This is a genomic window from Zooshikella harenae, from assembly GCF_018837975.1.
Classification (GTDB): Bacteria; Pseudomonadota; Gammaproteobacteria; order Pseudomonadales; family Zooshikellaceae; genus Zooshikella; species Zooshikella harenae.
The window spans coordinates 25,696-46,943 of the sequence record NZ_JAGSOY010000016.1; the positions used below are offsets into that span (position 1 = coordinate 25,696).

14 protein-coding genes are annotated in these 21,248 nt (G+C 41.7%); 12 read left to right on the plus strand and 2 right to left on the minus strand.

The features are described from left to right. Nucleotides 1–6: 6 nt before the first annotated feature. A complete protein-coding gene (locus KCG35_RS08980; RefSeq protein WP_215819356.1) occupies nt 7–420 on the plus strand; it encodes a phosphate ABC transporter substrate-binding protein in 414 nt (137 codons plus the stop codon). Between the two features lie 52 nt (nt 421–472). Here KCG35_RS08980 and KCG35_RS08985 read toward each other — a convergent pair whose 3' ends face one another. Then, nucleotides 473–1,210 (minus strand): substrate-binding periplasmic protein, encoded by a 738-nt coding sequence (locus KCG35_RS08985; RefSeq protein WP_215819357.1) that lies wholly within the window; start codon nt 1,208–1,210, stop codon nt 473–475. A 713-nt stretch (nt 1,211–1,923) separates the two neighbouring features. Here KCG35_RS08985 and KCG35_RS08990 point away from each other — a divergent pair. After that, complete coding sequence (locus KCG35_RS08990) at nt 1,924–4,125, plus strand: M14 family zinc carboxypeptidase (RefSeq protein WP_215819358.1); 2,202 nt, start codon at nt 1,924–1,926, stop codon at nt 4,123–4,125. A gap of 167 nt (nt 4,126–4,292) precedes the next feature. Here KCG35_RS08990 and KCG35_RS08995 read toward each other — a convergent pair whose 3' ends face one another. Continuing rightward, the gene (locus tag KCG35_RS08995; protein ID WP_215819359.1) at nt 4,293–5,834 is read right to left on the minus strand and encodes a methyl-accepting chemotaxis protein; all 1,542 of its coding nucleotides are present in this window, start codon (nt 5,832–5,834) and stop codon (nt 4,293–4,295) included. 196 nt (nt 5,835–6,030) lie between these two features. On the opposite strand from KCG35_RS08995, the gene KCG35_RS09000 reads away from it, so the two are divergent. From KCG35_RS09000 to KCG35_RS09045, 10 genes are all read left to right on the plus strand, one after another. Beyond that, the gene (locus KCG35_RS09000; protein WP_215819360.1) at nt 6,031–7,380 is read left to right on the plus strand and encodes a S8/S53 family peptidase; all 1,350 of its coding nucleotides are present in this window, start codon (nt 6,031–6,033) and stop codon (nt 7,378–7,380) included. Nucleotides 7,381–7,828: 448 nt separating this feature from the next. Beyond that, nucleotides 7,829–8,533, plus strand: a complete 705-nt coding sequence (locus KCG35_RS09005) for a hypothetical protein (protein WP_215819361.1) — start codon at nt 7,829–7,831, stop codon at nt 8,531–8,533. Then, nucleotides 8,530–9,438: a DMT family transporter gene (locus KCG35_RS09010; protein WP_215819362.1), complete on the plus strand. Its 909-nt coding sequence runs from the start codon at nt 8,530–8,532 to the stop codon at nt 9,436–9,438. Before KCG35_RS09005 ends, KCG35_RS09010 begins: the two co-directional genes overlap by 4 nt. Before the next feature lie 391 nt (nt 9,439–9,829). Next, the gene (gene tssC / locus KCG35_RS09015; RefSeq protein ID WP_215819363.1) at nt 9,830–11,803 is read left to right on the plus strand and encodes a type VI secretion system contractile sheath large subunit; all 1,974 of its coding nucleotides are present in this window, start codon (nt 9,830–9,832) and stop codon (nt 11,801–11,803) included. Between the two features lie 68 nt (nt 11,804–11,871). Further along, complete coding sequence (locus KCG35_RS09020; RefSeq protein WP_215819364.1) at nt 11,872–12,441, plus strand: Hcp family type VI secretion system effector; 570 nt, start codon at nt 11,872–11,874, stop codon at nt 12,439–12,441. Nucleotides 12,442–12,538: 97 nt separating this feature from the next. Beyond that, nucleotides 12,539–12,922 (plus strand): type VI secretion system baseplate subunit TssE, encoded by a 384-nt coding sequence (tssE, locus tag KCG35_RS09025; protein WP_215819365.1) that lies wholly within the window; start codon nt 12,539–12,541, stop codon nt 12,920–12,922. A 1-nt stretch (nt 12,923) separates the two neighbouring features. Continuing rightward, complete coding sequence (gene tssF, locus KCG35_RS09030) at nt 12,924–14,747, plus strand: type VI secretion system baseplate subunit TssF (RefSeq protein WP_215819366.1); 1,824 nt, start codon at nt 12,924–12,926, stop codon at nt 14,745–14,747. Further along, complete coding sequence (tssG, locus tag KCG35_RS09035) at nt 14,702–15,796, plus strand: type VI secretion system baseplate subunit TssG (protein WP_215819367.1); 1,095 nt, start codon at nt 14,702–14,704, stop codon at nt 15,794–15,796. Before tssF ends, tssG begins: the two co-directional genes overlap by 46 nt. Further along, on the plus strand, nt 15,793–18,492 hold the full coding sequence (locus tag KCG35_RS09040; RefSeq protein WP_215819368.1) for a phage late control D family protein: 2,700 nt from the start codon (nt 15,793–15,795) through the stop codon (nt 18,490–18,492). The genes tssG and KCG35_RS09040 overlap by 4 nt, the downstream gene beginning before the upstream one ends. After that, on the plus strand, nt 18,489–21,197 hold the full coding sequence (locus tag KCG35_RS09045) for a DUF2169 family type VI secretion system accessory protein (protein WP_215819369.1): 2,709 nt from the start codon (nt 18,489–18,491) through the stop codon (nt 21,195–21,197). Before KCG35_RS09040 ends, KCG35_RS09045 begins: the two co-directional genes overlap by 4 nt. Nucleotides 21,198–21,248 lie beyond the last annotated feature (51 nt).

A 21,248-nucleotide genomic window follows, 5' to 3' on the forward strand; every position in this document is an offset into this window, starting at 1 on the left:
GGGGCAATGATGAAAAAAATAATCATGGCTGCATTATTCAGTGTTCAGAGTGTGCTCGCCAGTGCAGAAATTTCAGTGATTGTGAATCCTTCGTTTAGCGACGCAATTGACACGGGCTACGTTAAACAGCTTTTTTTAGGTAAAAAAGTTGCTTTTCCTAGTGGAAGCCAAGCAAAGCTGGTGACAATTGATCACTCTACAGATGTCTTCGATGAGTTTTGTTTTAAGGTGATTGATAAACCACCCAGAAAATTTTTATCATATTGGTCTAGACTGGTTTTTACTGGCAAAGCGGCACCGATGATAGAGGCAAAAAACAGTAGTGAAGTGAAAAAATTAGTAGCAGGAAATGCTAACTATATAGGTTTTATTCCTTCAGTTGATATGGATGAAAGTGTGAAGCTTATTAATAAGTATTAAATGTGTTTTATTAGTCATGAGTGTATGGATGATAAAAGCCATGGAATGGCAGTTAATTGGCTTTTCTTAGAGGTAATTTTAAATATTTTATTATGATATCATCTATGATCTGATTTTTTTGTAGCTCTTTAATTGTTTGGTTTATTTTGTTAGGTAATTTGGGATGTTTTTTTATTGTTTTTTCTTGTAAGCCAATAAATATATCTCTATTTGTTATTTCTTTTATAAGTAATACTTGATTTTGTTTTTGCATTTCTTTAGCTTGATAGATAAAAGCAATATCTTCAGCAATAACGCAGTCTACTCTATCACGTGATAATAGATCAACAAGTTGGCTTACATAATTCACAGATCTGACATCAATGAAACTTGTGGTTGAAAACTCTGGAGAGGTTAAAATCGAACCACTCAAAAATCCTGCTCGCTGACAAACTTTTTGATAGGGCTGTTGTTGACTGAATATTTCTTTTTTCTTTGGATTAATGAAAAGAGAGAGTGTGGTGGTGTAAAGCGTTTCCGAAAACCACATGGTATTTGATAACGTTTCGGTAATATAAGGCGTGGTAGTGATAACACCATCCAGTTTTTTATTTTTTATCAAGTACTCAATTCTTGAATTTGGTTCTAGTTCAATAGAGAGTTGAATGCCTGATAATTTCATTATTTTATAGGCAATATCAATATCAATCCCTGATAAGTTACCATTATCGTCTAAAAAGCTATAAGGGGGAAAATTTTGTGATGCCGCTAAAAATAATGGTGGACTTGCCCACGTATTAGCAGACATCATATATATTGAAAATGATGTTATAAGTGGCTTGAATATTGACTTATTTACTTCTTTTATGTAGAGCATATATGTCTAAATAAGTGAATGCTGCTTGAAGTATGGTATTGCTTTTTATTTAAATCCAGAAACTGATCTATAAACAACGCTTGTAGATTGCCGGTGCTGCCAGCACCTGTTTCACAACCCCATTCAAGCACTGCAACCCTTATACCTCAAATATTATTAAATGAACAGCTGTGGTATTTCGAGGTACGCCAGTGCTAGACAAAGGCTGGATGATGCACATCAAACTGTTTGCCGCAAGGAGGCGGCAGCTATTTTGACAAACAGCGGCCTCCAGCGAAGGATTTACGGCGTGTTCGAAGGGCGTTGTGCAGACGTTGGACAAAAGTGCTTTAGAAAGAAAATGGCTGTTATAAAGGTAAAGTTATAGGCGATTGCCCTGCACTCTAGAGTTAAAATATTGAATATTTTGAATTGTTTGACCACACTTTACTAACATTCTAAATGCAACTTGAATGACCCTTCGGACTAACCTAAAACGAGCATTCATAGGTTGTTTGAGGTGAATTGTAGTGTTTATTCTGATCATGTGTTGACGTATGTGTAGATATGTCATGATTATGACTTTTATAGTCAGTCTCTAGGGAAATAGTTTTGACAATTAGGGAATCGTTTTTTAGGACCACTAGCATTTTTCAAGGAAGAATAAAATGTTTAAACCAAATAACAAAAGTATATGGTGTGTGTTGCCATTCTCATGGTTATTAGTAGAGGGGAGTCAGGCTAAAGATCCGTCATTTTTGAACCATAATAATGACGTTGTTATTGACCATCAGGAAACCATTTATAAAGTTTTTTTCCCTAATAAGTCGCTGGCCAGACAAGCTGCGATTAGTTTTCATGGACAGTTATTGGAAACTGACTATAAGTCTGGTTATATGATCATGGAATTGACTGATGAGGATAAAGACAAGCTAAAGGTTTATGGGTTTACTTTCAAAACAGCTGAACAGTGGGTTAAAGCGAGAGATCGTAAGCTAAAAGCGATACGCCAGCAAATAAAACAAAGAGCGATACTGTCTGAGCGTGGTGAACGACGCGCTTTAATGTCGGGTATTCCTGGTTACCCTTGTTATCAAACCGTTGAAGAGACATTTCAGGCAGCGCTTACATTTACCCAGAATTATCCTACGCTAACTGAGTGGTTAGATGTAGGTAACTCTTGGGAAAAAGAGGCGGGTAAAGGGGGGCATGATATTAAAGTATTAAAATTAACGAATAAAAATATCGCAGGCTCTAAACCAATTCTTTTTGCTAATAGTGCTATACATGCTCGGGAATATACAACAGCTCCTTTAAGTTTGGCCTTTGCTCGATATTTACTGGAGGGGTATGGTGAAGATGCCGATGCTACCTGGATACTGGATAATCATGAAGTTCATCTAATGTTGATGACGAATCCTGATGGTCGTAAAAAAGCAGAGTCAGGAAATTATTGGCGCAAAAATACCAATCAAAATTATTGCGGAGCAACCAGTAGTAATCGGGGGGCAGATTTAAATAGAAACTTCAGTTTTAGCTGGAATACGGTGAGTGGTGGTTCCAGTGGTAATCAGTGTAATGAAACCTATCGAGGTTCAGCACCGGCATCTGAACCCGAAATAAAAGCGATTGAACATTATGTGCGTAACTTGTTCCCTGATCGGCGTGGTCCTGATGACGATGATGCTGCGCCGTTAGATACAATGGGCTTACATTTAGATATTCATAGCTACAGCGAACTGGTGCTTTGGCCATGGGGCACAACAAATAAAGCGGCTCCCAATGGCAAGCAGTTGCAAACACTTGGGAGAAAGTTTGCTTTTTTTAATGGATATATGCCACAACAGTCAATAGGTCTTTATCCAACTGATGGTACCAGTGATGGTGTGAGTTATGGTGAGCTGGGAGTACCCGCCTATACTTTTGAGCTTGGTACACAATTTTTTCAATCTTGCTCAACATTTGAAAATAAAATTTTACCCGATAACTTAGCTGCATTAATCTATGCAGCAAAAGTTGTACGTGCCCCCTATATGATTCCCTCTGGACCTGACGTTACCTCTCTCGCGTTAAATAATAAAAAAGACGTTGCTCAAGGGGTACCTGTTACACTTTCCGCTAGCGTGACTGACACGCGTTTTAGTACGCGAAATGGAAGTGAGTCAACACAGTCTATTATGGCTGCGGAGTACTATATTGATGTTCCTCCGTGGAACAAAGGAGCAATAGCTATTTCGTTACAGGCAGTAGATGGTCGTTTTGATGAGAAGACAGAAGCCGTTTCTGGATTAGTGGACACCAGTGAATTGCCTGTAGGCAAGCATATGCTCTATGTACGTAGTCAGGATGCGGATGGTCATTGGGGGGCTTTATCAGCCATTTTTTTACCCGTGACGGATGGACCTGATGTTAATTATTGCCAAGCAGAAAGTATTAACAGCAGTGATGAGTGGATAGGAAAAATACAAGTTGAGCAATTCAGTCATACATCAGGTGCATCAAATTATAGTGATTTTACCGAGGCAAAAACAGGCAAAACAATACCGCTTATCCTAGGGGCAAATAATGTTACGTTAACGCCTGATTTTGCAGGGCGTGCTTATGGAGAGTATTGGAAAATATGGATTGATTTTAATCGAGATGGAGACTTTGAAGATAGTGGCGAAATGGTTTTTGACCCAGGTACGAGTTCAACAAGCACACAACGAGGAGTGATTACGATTGGGAGCCAAATGATACCTCACAAGTCGTCTGATATAAAAACGCGTATGAGAGTTGTCATGCGTTATAAAGATGCGCCAAGTCCCTGTGGCCGATTTACCTATGGTGAAGTTGAAGATTATACTGTAGAAATTCCCTCCTCAAATTAATATCACATTTTTAGTCGCTGGTACCCATAGCAGAATAAGCAGCAAAAAAATACTTGCTATGGGTACAACAACTTTTAAGTAAAATATACTGATAACAAACAAAGTTTTTTTTGCTAGCCTGATAGGTTAAGGCTAGCGTGTATTAAAATGATTAGAAAATGCACTGATTAATCAAATGCCTTAGTTAACATGGACAGTTTGTTCGTTTTTTCTTCTAGGGAATGTGCTTGTTTTTGCACAATAGTTGCCTGATCTAAATTACTTTGGGAAGCATGACTAATTTTATTAATATTTTGGCTAATTTCCTGGGATACTACACTTTGCTCTTCTGCTGCCGCTGAAATTTGTGTTGTGAGTTCAGTAATATCCGTTATGAGTTGGTAAATGGAGTGTACTCGTTCCTGTGTATTGACTGCATCTTCTACACAATGTTGAGCGTTCTCTTTTTCACTGTTCATTTTGGTGGCCCATGAAAGTAGAGTGTCCTGAATATCCTGTATTGAGCTTTGAATTTGTTCTGTGGCACTTTGGGTTCGTTGTGATAATGCTCTAACTTCTTCTGCAACCACAGCAAATCCACGACCTTGTTCTCCTGCTCTGGCGGCTTCAATCGCCGCATTGAGTGCGAGTAAATTGGTTTGGTCTGCAATACCTTGGATTTCAGACATTATATGGCTGACTTTTTCTGCTTTATTTGCGAGTTCCTTACTGGCATCGGCTGAGGATTCTACTTCCTGGGCTAGCTGATTAATCAATTTTGCAGTTTTGGCCATTGCATGATTGGTTTGATCACAATCATCATGAGCTTGATGCGTTTTTTCGGCTGTTTGTTCGGTATTCTTAGCAACTTCGCTGATGGTTGCAGCCATTTGGTCTGTTGCTGTTGCGAGTTGGTGTAACTCTTTGGTTTCAGTTTCAGAACCTTCTTGTGCTGATTGTGCTGCAGATAGTAGCGATTCAATAAGTTCTTGCATGGTACGCATACTGTCTTGTACGCGACTAAGGATCGTTTTGACTTTGCCTTCATACAGTTTTAAATGAAAATCAGCAATAGCGTGAGGTTTATTCCCAGAAAAGACAAAACGGGACACACTATCATACTGTTGCTGTATTTTGTATAAAAAGGCAGGCGTCGTGAATAACTCATGTTTAAAGATAATAAAGGGGAGGATAAGTGAAATGCACACTTGCAGCCAGGGTAGTGATAAATTATAGGTTATGAACCCAGTAACCAACCAAGAGATAGCCAGTAAAGCATACTTTATTTGTGGTGTATTATACCAGTGAGATAGTGTTGAGCCGTGGTTTAACCTTGCATACAGTTTTTCTGCCGTAGCAACATGTTGTGCTGTAGGTTGGCTACGTACAGATTGATAGCCTATGAGTTGGTTATTCTCATAAATAGGGGTGACAAATGCATCAACCCAATAATAGCGGCCATCTTTGCATCGGTTTTTAACTAAACCACGCCAAGGTTTTTCAGCTTTTAATTTATCCCACAGATCTTTAAAGGTTACTTTAGGCATGTCAGGATGACGAACAAGATTGTGCGGTTTTCCTACCAGCTCTTCCAAACTGTATCCAGATACACGACAGAAGCTCTTATTGGCATAGGTTATTTTTCCTCGAGTATCAGTCGTTGATACAAGTTCTTCTGACGAGTCGAAGGTGACCTCTTCGTCAATGGTAAATGATGACTTTTGGTTCATTTTGTTTTATTCCTTGACACGACACCCTTCAGTCAGGGTACACGTTTAGCTTCCTTGTTATAAAGGAAGTTAGCAGGTATAACTCAATGTTGCTAAATACAAGCTGTCGTTGTAGGGGTTAATGTTTTATTAACTTAATCTAATAAATCGACATTGGGTTATGACGTTAATCAGCCAATCATTATTAGGGAATCAAATGGATTACGGGCTAAAGCGCAAGCGTATTTTTAAGTTTAGTAGCGCTGTTATTGGGTTACTTGTTTGTTGCTTGTCACTTGGGGGGCGTGCGGATATCCATCAAGTGGATGAGATAAAACAGGCGATTTCACATATAAAGACTATTGTCCATTGGCCTGGGGAAGATGAAGTTTCGCCATTAATTTCAGCTTATGAGCAGGCGGATCTTGATCAGTATAACGAACAGGAAAAAGCCAGGTATCTGTTGAAAAAGCTCAGTATGCATCAATGGGGTAATAAGATAACTGAGTTTATCAATATGGTTGAGTTACTGTTTTCTTTCGAAACCGATGAATACCAGACAGCAAAGCGACCCGCGTTTCAAAAAGCGTTACACACGTTGACGCAGTTTAGGATATCAATCAATGATTTGGTGACCCAATATCATCCTGGATTTGACCTTGAATTTCAGCAGCTTGCTAGTGACTTTCAAGGTAGTGGGATTGTCATAGCAGTCATTGATGTGTTTGAGTCCGCTTTGCTGGAACAACAACGGGCACATTATCCTCAGGCACACATTGAAACGCTTCAGTCTTTTGGCAACCCTGTTGCGCTGAACCATGGAAATAGCGTTATTGATGTCATCTTAACCATTGCCCCTCAAGCTAAGGTTGTTCCAATTAGTGCAGAAGCCAAAACGTATAATCAAGCAATGACGTATTTATTAACAAGAGATGATGTATTGATTGTTAATATGAGTCGTGGCTTTGCTGAAAAAGAGGGGGAATTAGATGCACAGTTTGCTGCGTTACTTAAAAGAGCATTGATGAGTAAAATTGTTATTAAATCTTTGGGCAATACGGGGACAGACCTTGACGGAAATATAACACCTTTGCGACAACGGCTAGGTTTATCTGATACCGGTAATTTATTTGCCTACGATTTACAATTGATTAAAACGTTTACCACTTTAATTGAACATGAAAACTATGCGAATAATTTGTTATTTGCGATTAATTTGAACACGTTTGCTGACGATATTGCGTTATCGGCGACAATACCGGGCGAAAATCCAATAGTGGCTAACCAAAGTTTTGGTATTCCTGCGGAAGCTGTGTATACATGGGCTACAGATAACTATGAATCAGGTAGCTCATTTGCTGCACCACAACTTACTGCCATTACAGCCTTACTATTACAGGCTTATCAGCAATCAACGGGTCAGTCTGCGCAAAATGTGGGGCGTATTGTTGATACCCTTAAACAGAGTGCTCGTATCTCGGTACTTGATAGTACTCAAACAGGTATAGGTTTAGTCAATGGTGATAAAGCGTTGTCTTTTTTAGGATATAACCCTGGTGTTATGTAATCTGCACCAGTAATAATGCAGGCAGACGTTAAAACAGTTAACATTGTGTTTTCTGTTTTTAGTCAATAGGACACTCAAATAGGTTTCAATGATCTATTTGAGTGTTAAGCTAACGTATTAAGTATAATAGTTTGGCCGCGATTTTATAAAGCCCTTTTGTCTACCATTAGCGTACAGCAAAATACAATGGGTGTTCATTTACTGTCTATAAAAGGCCGTAATAAGTAAGACGTTCCTAATTAACTATTAAATCTTTACTTTTGCGTGCAGATACCATCTACTAAGCACTGAAGACTAGGCACATTTTGCAGTGTATCTAGCATTAAAATATACCTTTTTAGTAATGATTTAATTATATAAATTCATTTATATGCTTATTTTAAGTATGAAACTGACGATAATAAGGAGTGTTATAAAGGAATAAAAAAGCCATATGCAAGGAGGCATTATGCCAAGATTATCGGACAATACCACTTACTATCAAAGTAACATTGGTCATGAGATTATGAATACTCATAATTTCGACGATCACATCATTCGTTATCTCGCCCATGAGCAAGCATTTATTTCAGGTATTCTAGCGAATCAGACTTATTCAACACTGATTGAAATTGGCTGTGATAAGGTAAGATCATTTGAAACAGCAGCAATGAATAATGTGAAGTATATTGGTATTGATGTTAGGACAAAGCTAGAAGAACAATCAAAACATTATTTTTCGCAGTGTCAAACTTCAAAAGCATTTTTTTTACATGGAAGCCTTGCAGACATTGACCGTATACTGAGTGATAAAATTAATCAGTCTGAACGTGTATTGTGTCTTTTTCCATTTAACCTTATTGGCAATGTTGCAAATATATCTAAGATTTTAACAAAGTACTATTCAACCGGTATGGATATTGTGATTTCTTCTTTTCAAATAGGAGAGCCTGCAAATTCAATAAGGCGAGCGTATTATCAGAAGTGTGGTCTTGATATTGCGCATGAAGTTGATGATGATAATCACTATACGTTTTGTTGCAATGATTTTCAGTCAAGCTCTTATTCTTGTGACTATATTCTTGCAGTGGCTGATCAGGTAGGTTTTTCAGTGACCAAAACATTTAGTACTAAAGTGTTTTATTTGTTTCATATGGTAAGGTTATTACAATGAATGTTTCGGGGGCTAAATTAGCGATAACTTTCGCTTTGTTGTGTGTGGTTGCGTGGAGTTTAATACCTGTTGTTGCAAAAATAGGACAGCATTCACTTGATGTATTTCAGTTTCTATTTTGGTCAAATGTACTTTCATCAGTTGTCGTTTTAGCGTTTGTATGGCTGAAAAATAGAAAAATAATAGTAAGCGGGAGTAAACGCCAGTTTTTATGGTGTGCCCCGTTAGGGTTTCTGGGTTGTTTTTTTTACTATTTATGTCTTTATTATGGGTATGCATCCACAAATGGCGTTGAAGTACTTGTTGTTCAATATACATGGCCAATACTCATTACCGTCATTTCGCTGCTTTTTTTCAGCGAGCGGCTGGGCGTTATTGGAGTGGTTGGTTTAATTTTGGGCTTTTTGTCTGTAGTGATTGTTGTCACCAAAGGTGATTTGACCGCGATAAAGGTGAGTAGTCCTTGGGTACTTCTGGTCGTTTTTACTGGTGCATTGGGTTTTGCGCTCTTTTCTGTGTTATCAAAATACCAGAGCATAGACTCGTACACAGGAACCTTTTTCTTATTTTTTTGGGGAGCAGTATTTTCGTTATTGACGCTATTTCAATGGAGTCAATTTTCCTTTCCTGCTGCTGAAGCCTGGCTGGTAATACTACTAAACGGTGCAATCATTAATGGATTATCTTATATATTATGGTTAACTGCACTGGCAAAAGCGGATGCAGCAAAAATTGCGCCTATTGTGTTTTTGACCCCCATTCTTTCAACAACTTGGTTAGTCTTATTTTTTCAGGAACCACTTCTTGTAAGCTATGTTATTGCAATAGTTTTTTCTATCACTTCTGGATTTCTAGTCATGCGATCAATGGCTCGTAAGGAAATTGAAGTCATGATCGAGCACTAGTTTTTGTTGCATCTTTATGGTGCAACTTCCCTTCTTTTTCGGCATGACTTGCTGCTATCTTTGTGAAAGTAAGCATGAACATGTCACGATAATTATGATAATGTGACTAAGACATAAAAACGTCATGTTAAGTATTATTCGCTTTTTGATGTTATGCTCTACACTAACTAACATTGTTATAGCGAACAACTATATCTAAAATATCGCTTGGTGGATTTTTACCTAGAAAGAATAGTATTAAGGGATGTTCCCTGTTAAGAATAATCAGTCAAGTTTTTTCGGGTTGTAAGTATATATGGTTGTACTTAAACCTGTGACTCAATGTTAGATAACGACTAAGTGTTGTCTACGTTTGAAATAAATAAAGGAAAAAATCACGACGGAGTGTCTCATGTTAGGAAGCGTGCAGGAAAAACTGAACAGGGTAAGACCACCTCGTGTTAAAATTACCTATGATGTTGAAACGGGTGGGGCAATTGAACAACGAGAGTTGCCTTTTATCGTTGGTATTTTTGCAGACTTAACAGGAGACCCCATAGAGCCATTACCACTGGTGAAGGTTCGTAAGATGGTTGATATTGATCGGGACAATTTTGACGGTGTGTTAGCGGCAGCAGCACCACGGGTCAAATTGTCTGCGATTGCTAATGAAATTGATGGGCAGGGTAAGCTATCAGGTGATTTGTTATTTTCCCAATTAGAAGACTTTGATCCACTATCAGTGGTTAAAAAGATACCTAAATTAAATGAGATATATGAGCAACGCTGTCGATTACGTGATATGCAAGCCAAGCTTGAAGCCAGTGATGCGTTATGCCAGGTGTTAGACGATATGGTATCTACATCGCCTTCAGATGACGCTAATAAAGTGAAGGATGATTTATTAGCCGCATTTAATGGCAAAAGTGTCGAAGAGTGGGCCTCAGTTGAATCCAATGATACGATTGATAAATTATTGTCTCGGGATTATATGCTGTTAAATGAACAGCAACGTACTCATATTTTGTTATTATTAGGGCAATTTGTCCAGACGATAGTGGCTACGCTAGATGATTTACGCGCTAAAGGTGTCACAACTGCTTTGCTTCTTGACGACAGTATCGCCAAATTTGATGATTTACTGGGACGTCAATTAAACCTCATTCTTCACTACCCACCATTCCAACAATTAGAGTCTACCTGGCGAGGGTTATATTATCTTGTATCGCGTACTGAAACAGGGCAATTACTAAAATTAAAAGTATTAAATATTAGTAAACATGACTTGTTAAAAGACTTAGAAAAAGCCGTCGAATTTGATCAAAGTGCTATTTTTAAAATGATTTATGAAGCAGAATATGGCACGTATGGCGGTTATCCTTATAGTTTATTAGTCGGTGATTATGAGTTTGGCCGACACCCTCAGGATATAGAATTGCTGATAAAAATGTCCAGCATTGCGGCATCCGCTCATGCACCTTTTATTGCTGCAGCAAGTGCAGCGTTATTTGACCTTGATACATTTACTGCACTTGGACGTCCTCGGGACCTGGCTAAAATTTTTGAAAGTGTTGAAATGGATGGTTGGCGTACCTTTAGAGAAACAGAAGATTCTCGCTATGTATCACTAACGTTGCCTAATGTGCTGTTACGTTTACCCTATGGTATGAATACCTTGCCAGTGGATGGATTACCTTTTGAGGAAATAGTTTCCAGTAAAAATTATAAAATGTTTTTATGGGGAAATCCTGCCTATATGTTAGCAGAGCGAATCACCAATGCATTTGCGCTTTATGGCTGGGTAGCGGCGATTCGAGGGGTGGAAGGTGGCGGTGTTATTAGTGGTTTACCGACCTATAAATATAAGACTGATGAGGGGGACATTGCCATGATGTGTCCGACTCAGGTGGCCATCACTGATCGTCGGGAAAAAGAGTTAAATGATTTAGGGTTCATGGCTATTTGCCATTGCAAAGGGTCAAATAAGGCTGCTTTTTTTGGTGGGCAAACCACTAATAAACCGAAAAAATATATCTCTGATGAAGCAAATGCCAATGCACAAATTTCAGCAATGTTACCCTATGTTTTGTGTGCATCTCGTTTTGCGCATTTTATTAAAGTCATTATGCGTGACAAAGTAGGTAAGTTTATGACGCGCGCCAATGTGGAGCAGTTTTTAAATAATTGGATCTCTCAATATATTTTGCTTGATGATGATGCTTCGCAAGAAGTAAAAGCAGCTTATCCATTACGGGCAGCACAAATTCAGGTCACAGACGTACCTGGAAAACCTGGTGCATATCGGGCAACAGTTTTTATTAAACCTCACTTCCAGCTAGAAGAATTAACGACTTCAATTCGTTTAGTTGCGGATTTGCCTGCATAAATTGATGTATACCCTTGGATACGGGGAAAGGGTATCAATGAGGTTTCAATTAAAATAGGAATGATGTCATGGATTTAATTTTATTAGAACCAGGGAATAAAGAAGTATTTGGTGGTGATGAGAATAGCTGGACAACCGGTGGTAGTTTGATTGATCCTGTTGATCGAGATGAAATACTGAATTTTGGTCAGTGTATTGAGTTGGTTTCTGTTCATCAGGGGATGAAACAGCAAGTTACCACCGATGTCAGTAATTCTGCGAGAACATCAGGAAGGCCTATTATTACAGAATTTACTTGTGTTAAGTATGTTGATAAAACCTCGGTAAAGTTTTATGAATATTGTTTGCGTGCTGAGCCTTTGGGGAAGGGCACTGATCAGCCTACCAAAATATATATTTGCCGAAACTCCGGTGATAAAACTGCGAATATCATGACATTTACCATTAGGGATGCGATTATCAGTGAAATTCAATTTCAGTCTCATCCAGATGATATGCCAACAGAGCAGTTTAAATTGAATTTTACCGAAATACTTTGGGACTTTACCGTGCAAAATGCGGATACAACCCGAGCAGGTAAAAAGTCTTCTGGTTGGAGTTTGGCACGCAATCGTGTTATTGGTCAGTTTACAAGTTAAATTATTTTAATTATCAAGTAGTAGATAGTTAAATTACAGATAGATTAAATTATAGAAAAATAGATAAATATTATAATTAAGGAATTAAACGCAACCGATGCGTTACCTATTGGAAAGACTGGATGTATTGGGAGAAATAACAAAAGAAGATGTATTGGACCTGGTTATTGAAAATATAACGCGTTTACTCAGTGTCGTGCCTGCAACGGTTAATAGTCCCATTGATATTTTACATTTGGGACTTCCTGCGGTAGCTGATTTAGCTACAAATCATCGCAGTCAGTTGCAGGAAATAGCGGATCGTATAAAAAAAATTATTTTAACATTTGAACCACGTTTGCAGCATGTTGAAGTTAGTTTGACAGACCAAAGTGATCCGTTAAATCCTTTTAGCTTAAGAATAAACGCGCAGCTTGTCTGGCAAGCTCAGTCGATTCCAGTACAGTTTTCTTTACCTGCCAGTGCACGCAAGGGGGAGTAGCATGAATTTGGGGGATTCTCACCCGCTGGCTGATTATTTTTATCGTGAAATACAGTATTTGCGGCGTGATGGTGTTGAGTTTGCGAAAGCACACCCTGAGTATGCCCAAGCACTTGGGTTAAGTGCGGGTGTGTCAGCAGATCCTCATGTTGAAATGCTGTTGCAGGGGGTCGCGTACTTAACAGGACGATTAAATTATCGACTGGATGTTGATCGTAACCTATTACCTTCCGTTTTATTAGACCAGTTGTATCCTCATTTAATATCTCCTTTACCCGCTATGGTGATGGGACAGGTTACTGTACAACCTGATGGTGCTAATTTTCGTGCAGGGTGGCAATTAGCCCGTGGTAGAAATGTATTTATTGAGACCGAGCAACGACGAGGTGATTTGGTTCGTTGTCGTTTTCAAGTAGCGTGTGACACAGCTTTGTGGCCACTGGCTATTCAACAAATTAATTGGCTATCTCTGGCCGGTTTACCTGGTGAAGTCATTACGGCTGATGTCGTCGGTGGGGTTCATTTAACCATTACCAATTTGGGCGAGGACCCTGTTCAAACACTCCCCATTTCTCAATTACGCTTTTATATAGCAGGAAACACGACACAGCAGTTTAAGCTGTACGAGTTATTACATGAGCATGTCGTTTCATTATGGGTCAAGGTGAATGAAGAGGGTTCATGGCGTAAGCTATCTGCTGCTGAGTTAGTGGGATGTGGTTTTTCAGAAGAAGAAGCCTTACTACTGGATGAGCCAACCTCATTTTCAGGTTATCGATTGTTACAAGAGTATTTTGCTTTTCCTGAGCGATTTTTATTATTTGATATTAATGGCCTGGAATTAACGGGTGCTACCGATCAATTTCAGTTATTGCTGTTAAGTAATACGGTTTTACCAGAACAGCTTCATTTATCTGCAGAATCGTTGCGGATGAACTGTGTGCCTTTAGTTAATTTATTTAAACAGCATTTAGATCCATTACGAATGGATCATCATCATTATGAATATCGGTTGGTCGCTGATTACTCTCATCACCAGTACTGTGAGGTTGTTAAACCGATCCATTTAGAAGCATTTCGCCCTGGTCAGCCGGTACGCAAGGTCGCTTCTTATTTTGAGCTAAGTGATATTTGGCAACTGCAAGATGATGATTATTTTTACCTTTGCCGACGAGAGCTAAGCCAGCGTCCAGATATTCCTGGTACCGAATTATGGATTAGTTTATTGGATCCCAGCCTGTCACTGACGAATCCTGTGGCAGATACGTTAAGTGGTGTAGTGTGGAGTACGAATCGAACGTTACCTGAACAATTGCGACAAGGTGATGAGTTGCAATTAGAAGGGGCTGGACCAGTTAACCGTCTCACATTGCTGATGTCACCCACAGCGTACCATCCTCCTCCGCTACTTAGCCAAACACCGTGGTTATTGCTCGCACAGGTGAATAATCTGCATTTGTCTTTGTATGACAGTGAATCACTGTTAGCGAACCTACGCCAGCTGTTGTTATTACATGGTGGAATGCAGGGCGAAGTTAATCGGAAACAGATTACCAGTATTCAAAGTATTCAGGGAAAAGCGGCTGTTCAGCGGATGGGGAATGAGTTATGGCGTGGCTTCTGTCAGGGGGTAGAGCTCACAATGACCGTGAATGAGACCCAATTTGGTCAGGGGAGTCCTTTACTGCTGGGAGAGATTTTACAGCATGTACTCGCACGTTACGTGAATAGTAATCATTTTGTGTCTTTAGTGTTACATAGTAAGCAACGGAAGGGTTTATGGAAGCGTTGGCCAGCACAGGTTGGCGAACAAGTCATCCTCTAGTTTCACTTTGGCAGCAACAGCCGCTGCTGGTTAATTTTTACCAGTTAGTTCGGTTACTGACCTGGCAAGGAGGAGAACACGACAACCCCTCTGCTAATGAGGAAAAAAAGCATCAGAGCCTTTATTTCTCAGGAGGCTATTCGCCGGCTTTTCCTGCCAGTGAAATAGAGTTTGTTGTACCACTTGCTAACCAGCAAGGTTGGCACATTCGGGTGAATAACTTTAGTTTGGCGGGTAGTCATGGACCATTACCCAACTTGTTTTGGGATGCCATTTGGCGTCGTCAGTTACAGGGACATCAAGTTACCAGCGATTTTCTGGACCTGCTTCAACAGCGGTTTCACTGGTTACGTTGGGCTGTTAAATCACACTGTGTACCAGGCTTAAATAACCTTTCTCCAGAGCGGTCAACGGTGGGCGTAAGGCTAGCGCGGCTAGCAGGTTGGTGTGATGCAAAACATGTTCATGGACTGGCTGCACGACAGTTACTGGGGCTGGCTGGGTTACGCTTGATGCAGCGCAGTAACCCTGACAGTTGGCGAAGGATATTGATGGTCTTGGTCAATGCGCCCGTCTCAATACAACCCCTTCATGGCTGTTGGCTAACGATTCCTGCGAATGAACGCTTGTACATTGGCCAGACATTATCGGCAGAAAGCTTTATTGGTCGTTATTTCTGGAGCCAGCAAGATGCCATTAAGCTGGAAATTGGTCCACTGCCTTACACACATTTCTGTCGTATGCTGCCAGGAGAGCAGATTAATGAAACATTGCGACACTGGTTGCTTGTGCTGACGGGCGGTGGACTGAACTGTTGGCTGGAAATGTCCTTGGCTGAAGAGACAGTGCCAGCCAGTCAATTAGCTCAACCACAGCGACAGCCATTATTCCATGGGTTACGGCTAAGTCATTCAGCTTGGTTACCAGCCCCAGCTAAACAGAAAAAAGCGGAGCCTCATAAGCCGGGAGCCAGGGCTTTGGACCCTGCACGGTTTTGGTTATATCAAGTGAATGGTGAGAGTGATGGCAAGCATGGGGATGCATCATGAGTGCAATTGGGCAAACGCAGCTACAGCAGCATGGTTATCAAGAAGTTGTACTTTACTGGGCGGTTAAGCTGCAGAGTGGCGAGTGGATAGGGGATGAAACCCTTCGCTTGGTACAGTTGCAAGGTCAGGAAAAAACGGGCGATTTGTTTCAGTTTCAACTTACCCTGCGTGGTAATACTGATACCAGTGGCTTCAACCTGACCTTTGATGATCTACTGGGTCAACCTATTACGATTGGTATTGTTTATCCCAAGCTAGGCTCAACTCCGCAAGACTTCAAAGCTGCCTTGGCAGGTTCTACGGTGCCAGGCATGGTGTTGCGTAGCGGTATTGTTGCCAGTATGGCGATGGAGCAACCAGGGAATTATCAGTTGGTTATGCGGCCTTCACTGTGGCAGTTAACATTAACGAATGGTTACCAGATTTACCCGCAATTATCATTACGTGATGTTGTTGCGAAGGTGCTTAAACAATTTGGTATTACGTATTCTATGATCGGTATTACTGGAAGTAGTAATTCTGCATTAACGAGAGTACAGGATTGGTTCCAAGCAGGGGAAACGGCATTAGCATTTATTCAGAGAATCATCAGAAAAGCCCATATTTTCTTCTATTATCAGCACCAGCCCTGGATTGATGAGGTTGTTTTCAGCAATAGCACTGACTATCCCTGGGCGTTACCTGAGCAGCCAGAATTACGCTATACCTATAGCCATTTGCCTGAGCAGCATGAAGACGATGTCGTAACCCATTACCATTATCAGCAACAAATGGTATCAAGTAGTGTTGCGGCTACACAAACCCGTCAGCAGGCGGCCTGGGAGGCTGATACTGTCGCTAATACTCAGTCTTATGAAGGAAAAAGCGATGTTGCGCAGGGAACGCTACCGTTTTACGTTTACAAGATCTATCAATACGGCTGTAGTGATCAAGAGGCTCAAAGTGAGGCAGATACTCAACAGCAAATGATCAGTGCCTCTGCCACGGAGTTTTCTGGAGGCAGCCAGTGTCCAGGGTTGCAAGCAGGTTATAAGTTCTCATTGGCAAACCAGCAAGGCGAAAGTCATACCCCTAATCCCATTCAGCCTTCACTGGCTGGACAAACCTTTGTCATTACTGAAGTTTCTCACCAAGTTACGATTGACGGACAGTATCAAAATACCTTTAAGGCCACTGAACCTCAGGGCTTGATTACCGCCTTTTCTATTCAAGAAACCCATCAAGGCAGCGTGTTAGCGACAGTCGTTGATCATGGTGGGGGTGGGTCAGCTGTCAGTGCTGGGGAGTGGAAATATTACGCTCCTGCCGTATTTGATCTGGAGTTACAGCAGTGTCGTGATCGCAATAGTGCAGATTCAGTATTACAAGCTAAAGGGGTATTTGTGCAATTTAGTGTGCAGGGAGCACAGTCTGAGCCCTGTTGGGTCAAGCTGGCTGCCCATATGCAAAATATTCCTGAAGTGGGGGCAACAGTGATTGTGACGCGGGCCAATGATGACTCAGAGCTGCCGGAAATCCAGAGTATTGTGCAGAATAATGGCACCAAAGTGGTAACCCCATCAGGTTGGACAGCATCCACTCATGTCGGCAGTCAATACAGTACGCAGTATGGTGATAGCCAAAGTATTCGCTTTGGTAAGTTATCTCAGGTGCGTTTAAGTGAAGCCATAGGTATTGTTCAGGAAGCTTATGATACAGGGCAGTATCGGGATAGCAGTTACTCACAAGGTGCCAGTTTCAGTTATGCGATGGCAGAAGAAGGTAAACCTGGCTTGTTGAGTAGAAGCAAGTCCTGGGGTTCTACTTACAGTGAACATTACGGGCAAAAAAGCTGGAGTCATAGCGAGATAGATAACTCGTATAGCGAACAGCTGATGATTGATACGGAAAGTCATAGCACGATTCAAAACAAGTCTTTGAGCTACAGCACCATTGGTGAAACTGAACAACACAGTGAAATACTGACCGATACCCGCAGCTACCACACCGTTAAAGGGCTCAGCTACAGTGAGTCAACGCTTGGCTCAGTTGAATCCAAAAGCACAATAAAAGAAGACAATAAACAGGACTCAGTGATTAAAGGGGACTCCATCAGCTCCCAGCAAGTGGATGGTTTGAGCGATTCAACGCAGACCATGAATCAGGTTAGTAGCGCCATGAGCGCCAGCACGCAATCCAGTACCTCTGCAATTGGTACAACAACCAGTGCCAATGTCGTTGGAAGTGCTACACAAGGCACTGTGACTGGCGTCAGTATGAGCTCTTCTGCAATAGGTCTCACTTATAGTGCCAATGTTGTCGGTAGCAGTACGGCCGTTAACATGACGGGGGCGAGTGTGAGTGATACTACGGTGGGCAGTAGTGTGGCGACCAACATCACTGGGGCCAGTGTTAACACTTCTATTGTAGGGGCAAGCACCAATACCAATATCATTGGCAGTAGTACCGACATAGGTGTGACGGGAGCTTCAACACGAGTAAGTGTGGTGGGAGAAAGCTCTCAGGTCAATGTAACAGGGGTGAGTAATGATGTCAGTGTGGTGACATCCTCCAATAGTGTGTCAGTCAAGGACACCATTGCGGTTGTGGAGGTGGTGGCCAGTGGTGTGCGTTTTCAGACCAGCCCTGATTTAGTGAAAACGGAAATTATTGGCACTGAAATTTCGTTATTGTCAGCCATTAAGCTGATTATGTGAGTGATGAGGCTATGCAGGTAATCAAACCCCATTCATTAAGCCTGTTACATAAGCCATTACGTATGCAACAGCGTGATCGTTGGGTATTGGCTGTTTTGGGTTTTTTTCCATTAAGCCAACCATGTGCTTGTTTTTTATCTGAGCAAAAAGGTTGGCCTGACTGGGTTAAGCATTTACCTAAACAGTGTCCACCTGATGAGTTATTGATCAAGCCTGTGGGGGAGTGGCTATTAGCGGGACAAGGTTATGCCCCTCATGAACCTGTTTCCTCGTTAATGGTGGGTGTCCAAGTGGGGTCTTTGGTGAAAAACCTGCGTTTAGTCGGTGATCGGCAATGGCATTACAACTTAGCGGGGCAAGTGGTTTTTACAGAACCTTTACCTTTTCAGCAGCAGCCTATTGATTATGCCCATAGTTTTGGTGGCAAAGGGTATAAGGAAAATCCTCTGGGGGTCGGCTTTATTCCTGCCTCACAATCACGGTGGCAGGGACCCGCTCAAGGAAAGCTGCCCAATATTGAAGATCCAGATACAGCCATTACGAAGCCCTGGCAGCATTATGAGCCTGTGTCCTTTTTACCACTTGACTTGAGCTGGCCACAACGACAGCGTTGGGCGGGAACCTATGATCAGCAGTGGATAGCCCAAAATTTTCCTGGTTTGGCTGATAACGCTGATCCACGTTTAGGTAATCGTGCAGCAATAGATCAACAGTTAAAGCAAGGTTTCTGGCAAGGAGGAGAACCATTCAGCCTAACCCACTTGCATCCAACACTTCCTGTCATTGAAGGGACTCTTCCGACATTTCGGGTGCGCAGTTGGGTGCGACAACAAAGCGAGGATACTTCAACATCCGATATTCATGAGTTATCCCTGAACCTGGATACTATCTGGTTTATTCCTGAGGCAGACTTAGGCGTTGCTATTTACCGGGGGACGTGCCAGCTCAATCATCCGGATGCGGAGGATATTCAGCAGGTGTTGTTAGCTTATGAGCATGGTGAAGAGCCTGTTCGTCCTTATCATCATTATCAACCCCTGTTAGAAACTGAAGGGCAGAGCCTCGAAGAGCAAGTATGTCGCCGGATGAATGAATCCTTACTATTGCCTTCTTTCATTAAGCCTTTACAGTCGAAGCCCGTCTCAACCTCTGCGAGTGATCAGCAACCATCAACGGAAACCAAAGCAGAAACGCAGAAGGCGGCCATGCAAGGTTATGTTGAGCAGCTCGTCAATGATCAGCTGAAAACAAAGGAGGTACCAAAAGTTGCTGCACCCTCAGTAGGTAATAATGCTGTGAAAGCACTCCCTTCAGCTATGGATACTAAGCCGTTAAAAATATCACCGCCCAGCTGGTCAGCGGTTCAACAAGGTAAACAAGATCTTTATCAGTGGCTCAAGCAAACGCGTGCTGTTGCAGAAGGCTATAAGGCTCAGGCAAAACATCAACAACAGCAGGCACGTGCTGCTTTAACCCCTCTGAAAGATATTGCTATTGAGCAGATAGGGGAAAAAAATTCATTGTCGCAAGGCTCAAAGCAGGACCCCTGGCAACAGCTTGAAGCAAGTTCACCAGCATCAGCTGATGCTGAAATTAACCATGAATCAGATGAGTCTGTAAAAAAAGCGGATGCATCTTCAGCGCCTGATCGTCTTCAGTTAGCAAAGTGGAAGCAGCAAACGGATCGAGGCCGTTATCAGGCCAGGCTGCATTCGCCTACCGTTATTGTGGTGGATGATCAGCTGGACTCGAAAACCAAGCGGCATTTTATTGTTACTCATCTACAGCAAAACTTTTCGTTAAAAGGCATGGATTGCTCTGGGGCGGACTTACGAGGCATCGATTTACAGGGAGTGGATGCCCAGGAAGCCATGTTTGAAAACTGCAACTTGCAGGGCGTTAACTGTTCTGCTGGAGACTTTCGAGGTGCTGTTTTTACTGGGACCAATCTAGCAGCCGCAAATTTTAGTCGGTGCCAGTTGCAACACGCCAACCTGTCACAAGTGACAGCGCATGATACTTGCTTTGAGGGCGCGGTTCTTGACCATGGACTTGCCGAACAGGCTGATTTTACGCGCGCAAATTGTCAGGGGGTGCAAGCTAAACATTGGCGAGCGCGTGCATTAGTGTGTCCAAATAGCCAATGGCAGTCAGCCGTTTTAGCCGATGTACTACTACTGGGCGCGCAAGGAACAGCATCTCAGTGGCAACAGAGTCAATGGCATCAGGTGATTGCTTATCAGGCAGACTTTAATTTTGTTAATTGGCAGCAAACACGGTTCTCTCGTTGTGTGTTGATGGGGGCCAAGATTGAGCAGGCAAACTGTCAGCAAGCGCATTGGCAACAAGTTTTTTGCGGTAGTGCCTCTTGCCACAACTGGCAGGGATCAGGCTTGCAGGCCTATCAGTGTAGTTGGCGAGAGAGTCAATTGCAGGGTAGTCAATTGCAGCAGGCACAGTTTGCCTATTGTGACTTCAGCCTAAGTGATTTATCAAACTGCCAAGCCAGTGATAGCCACTGGTACCGCTGTTTGTTTGGTCATACTCAGTTGCAGAAGAGTGAATTTACCCGCGCTAATTTTTTACAAAGTCGTTGTCGAAGTAGTCAGTGGTATCAATGTGAGCTGACTAATGCCAGTTTGATTCAAACAGACTTTACCCATGTTCGTCTGGAGGACTGTTTGCTAACAGATGTGTATCGCTAGGGTTCCGGTGCTACGCTCAACTATGGATCAGAGAAGTTATATCACTTTAAA

What these genes read in the sequence shown, in the direction of transcription:
- tssC (WP_215819363.1), top strand. Translation starts at nt 9,830, where the DNA reads ATGTTAGGAAGCGTGCAGGAAAAACTGAACAGGGTAAGACCACCTCGT.
- KCG35_RS09020 (WP_215819364.1), top strand. Translation starts at nt 11,872, where the DNA reads ATGGATTTAATTTTATTAGAACCAGGGAATAAAGAAGTATTTGGTGGT.
- KCG35_RS08985 (WP_215819357.1), bottom strand. Translation starts at nt 1,210, where the DNA reads ATGATGTCTGCTAATACGTGGGCAAGTCCACCATTATTTTTAGCGGCA.
- KCG35_RS09040 (WP_215819368.1), top strand. Translation starts at nt 15,793, where the DNA reads ATGAGTGCAATTGGGCAAACGCAGCTACAGCAGCATGGTTATCAAGAA.
- KCG35_RS09010 (WP_215819362.1), top strand. Translation starts at nt 8,530, where the DNA reads ATGAATGTTTCGGGGGCTAAATTAGCGATAACTTTCGCTTTGTTGTGT.
- KCG35_RS08990 (WP_215819358.1), top strand. Translation starts at nt 1,924, where the DNA reads ATGTTTAAACCAAATAACAAAAGTATATGGTGTGTGTTGCCATTCTCA.
- KCG35_RS09000 (WP_215819360.1), top strand. Translation starts at nt 6,031, where the DNA reads ATGGATTACGGGCTAAAGCGCAAGCGTATTTTTAAGTTTAGTAGCGCT.
- KCG35_RS09005 (WP_215819361.1), top strand. Translation starts at nt 7,829, where the DNA reads ATGCCAAGATTATCGGACAATACCACTTACTATCAAAGTAACATTGGT.
- tssF (WP_215819366.1), top strand. Translation starts at nt 12,924, where the DNA reads ATGAATTTGGGGGATTCTCACCCGCTGGCTGATTATTTTTATCGTGAA.
- KCG35_RS08995 (WP_215819359.1), bottom strand. Translation starts at nt 5,834, where the DNA reads ATGAACCAAAAGTCATCATTTACCATTGACGAAGAGGTCACCTTCGAC.
- KCG35_RS08980 (WP_215819356.1), top strand. Translation starts at nt 7, where the DNA reads ATGATGAAAAAAATAATCATGGCTGCATTATTCAGTGTTCAGAGTGTG.
- tssG (WP_215819367.1), top strand. Translation starts at nt 14,702, where the DNA reads ATGGAAGCGTTGGCCAGCACAGGTTGGCGAACAAGTCATCCTCTAGTT.
- tssE (WP_215819365.1), top strand. Translation starts at nt 12,539, where the DNA reads ATGCGTTACCTATTGGAAAGACTGGATGTATTGGGAGAAATAACAAAA.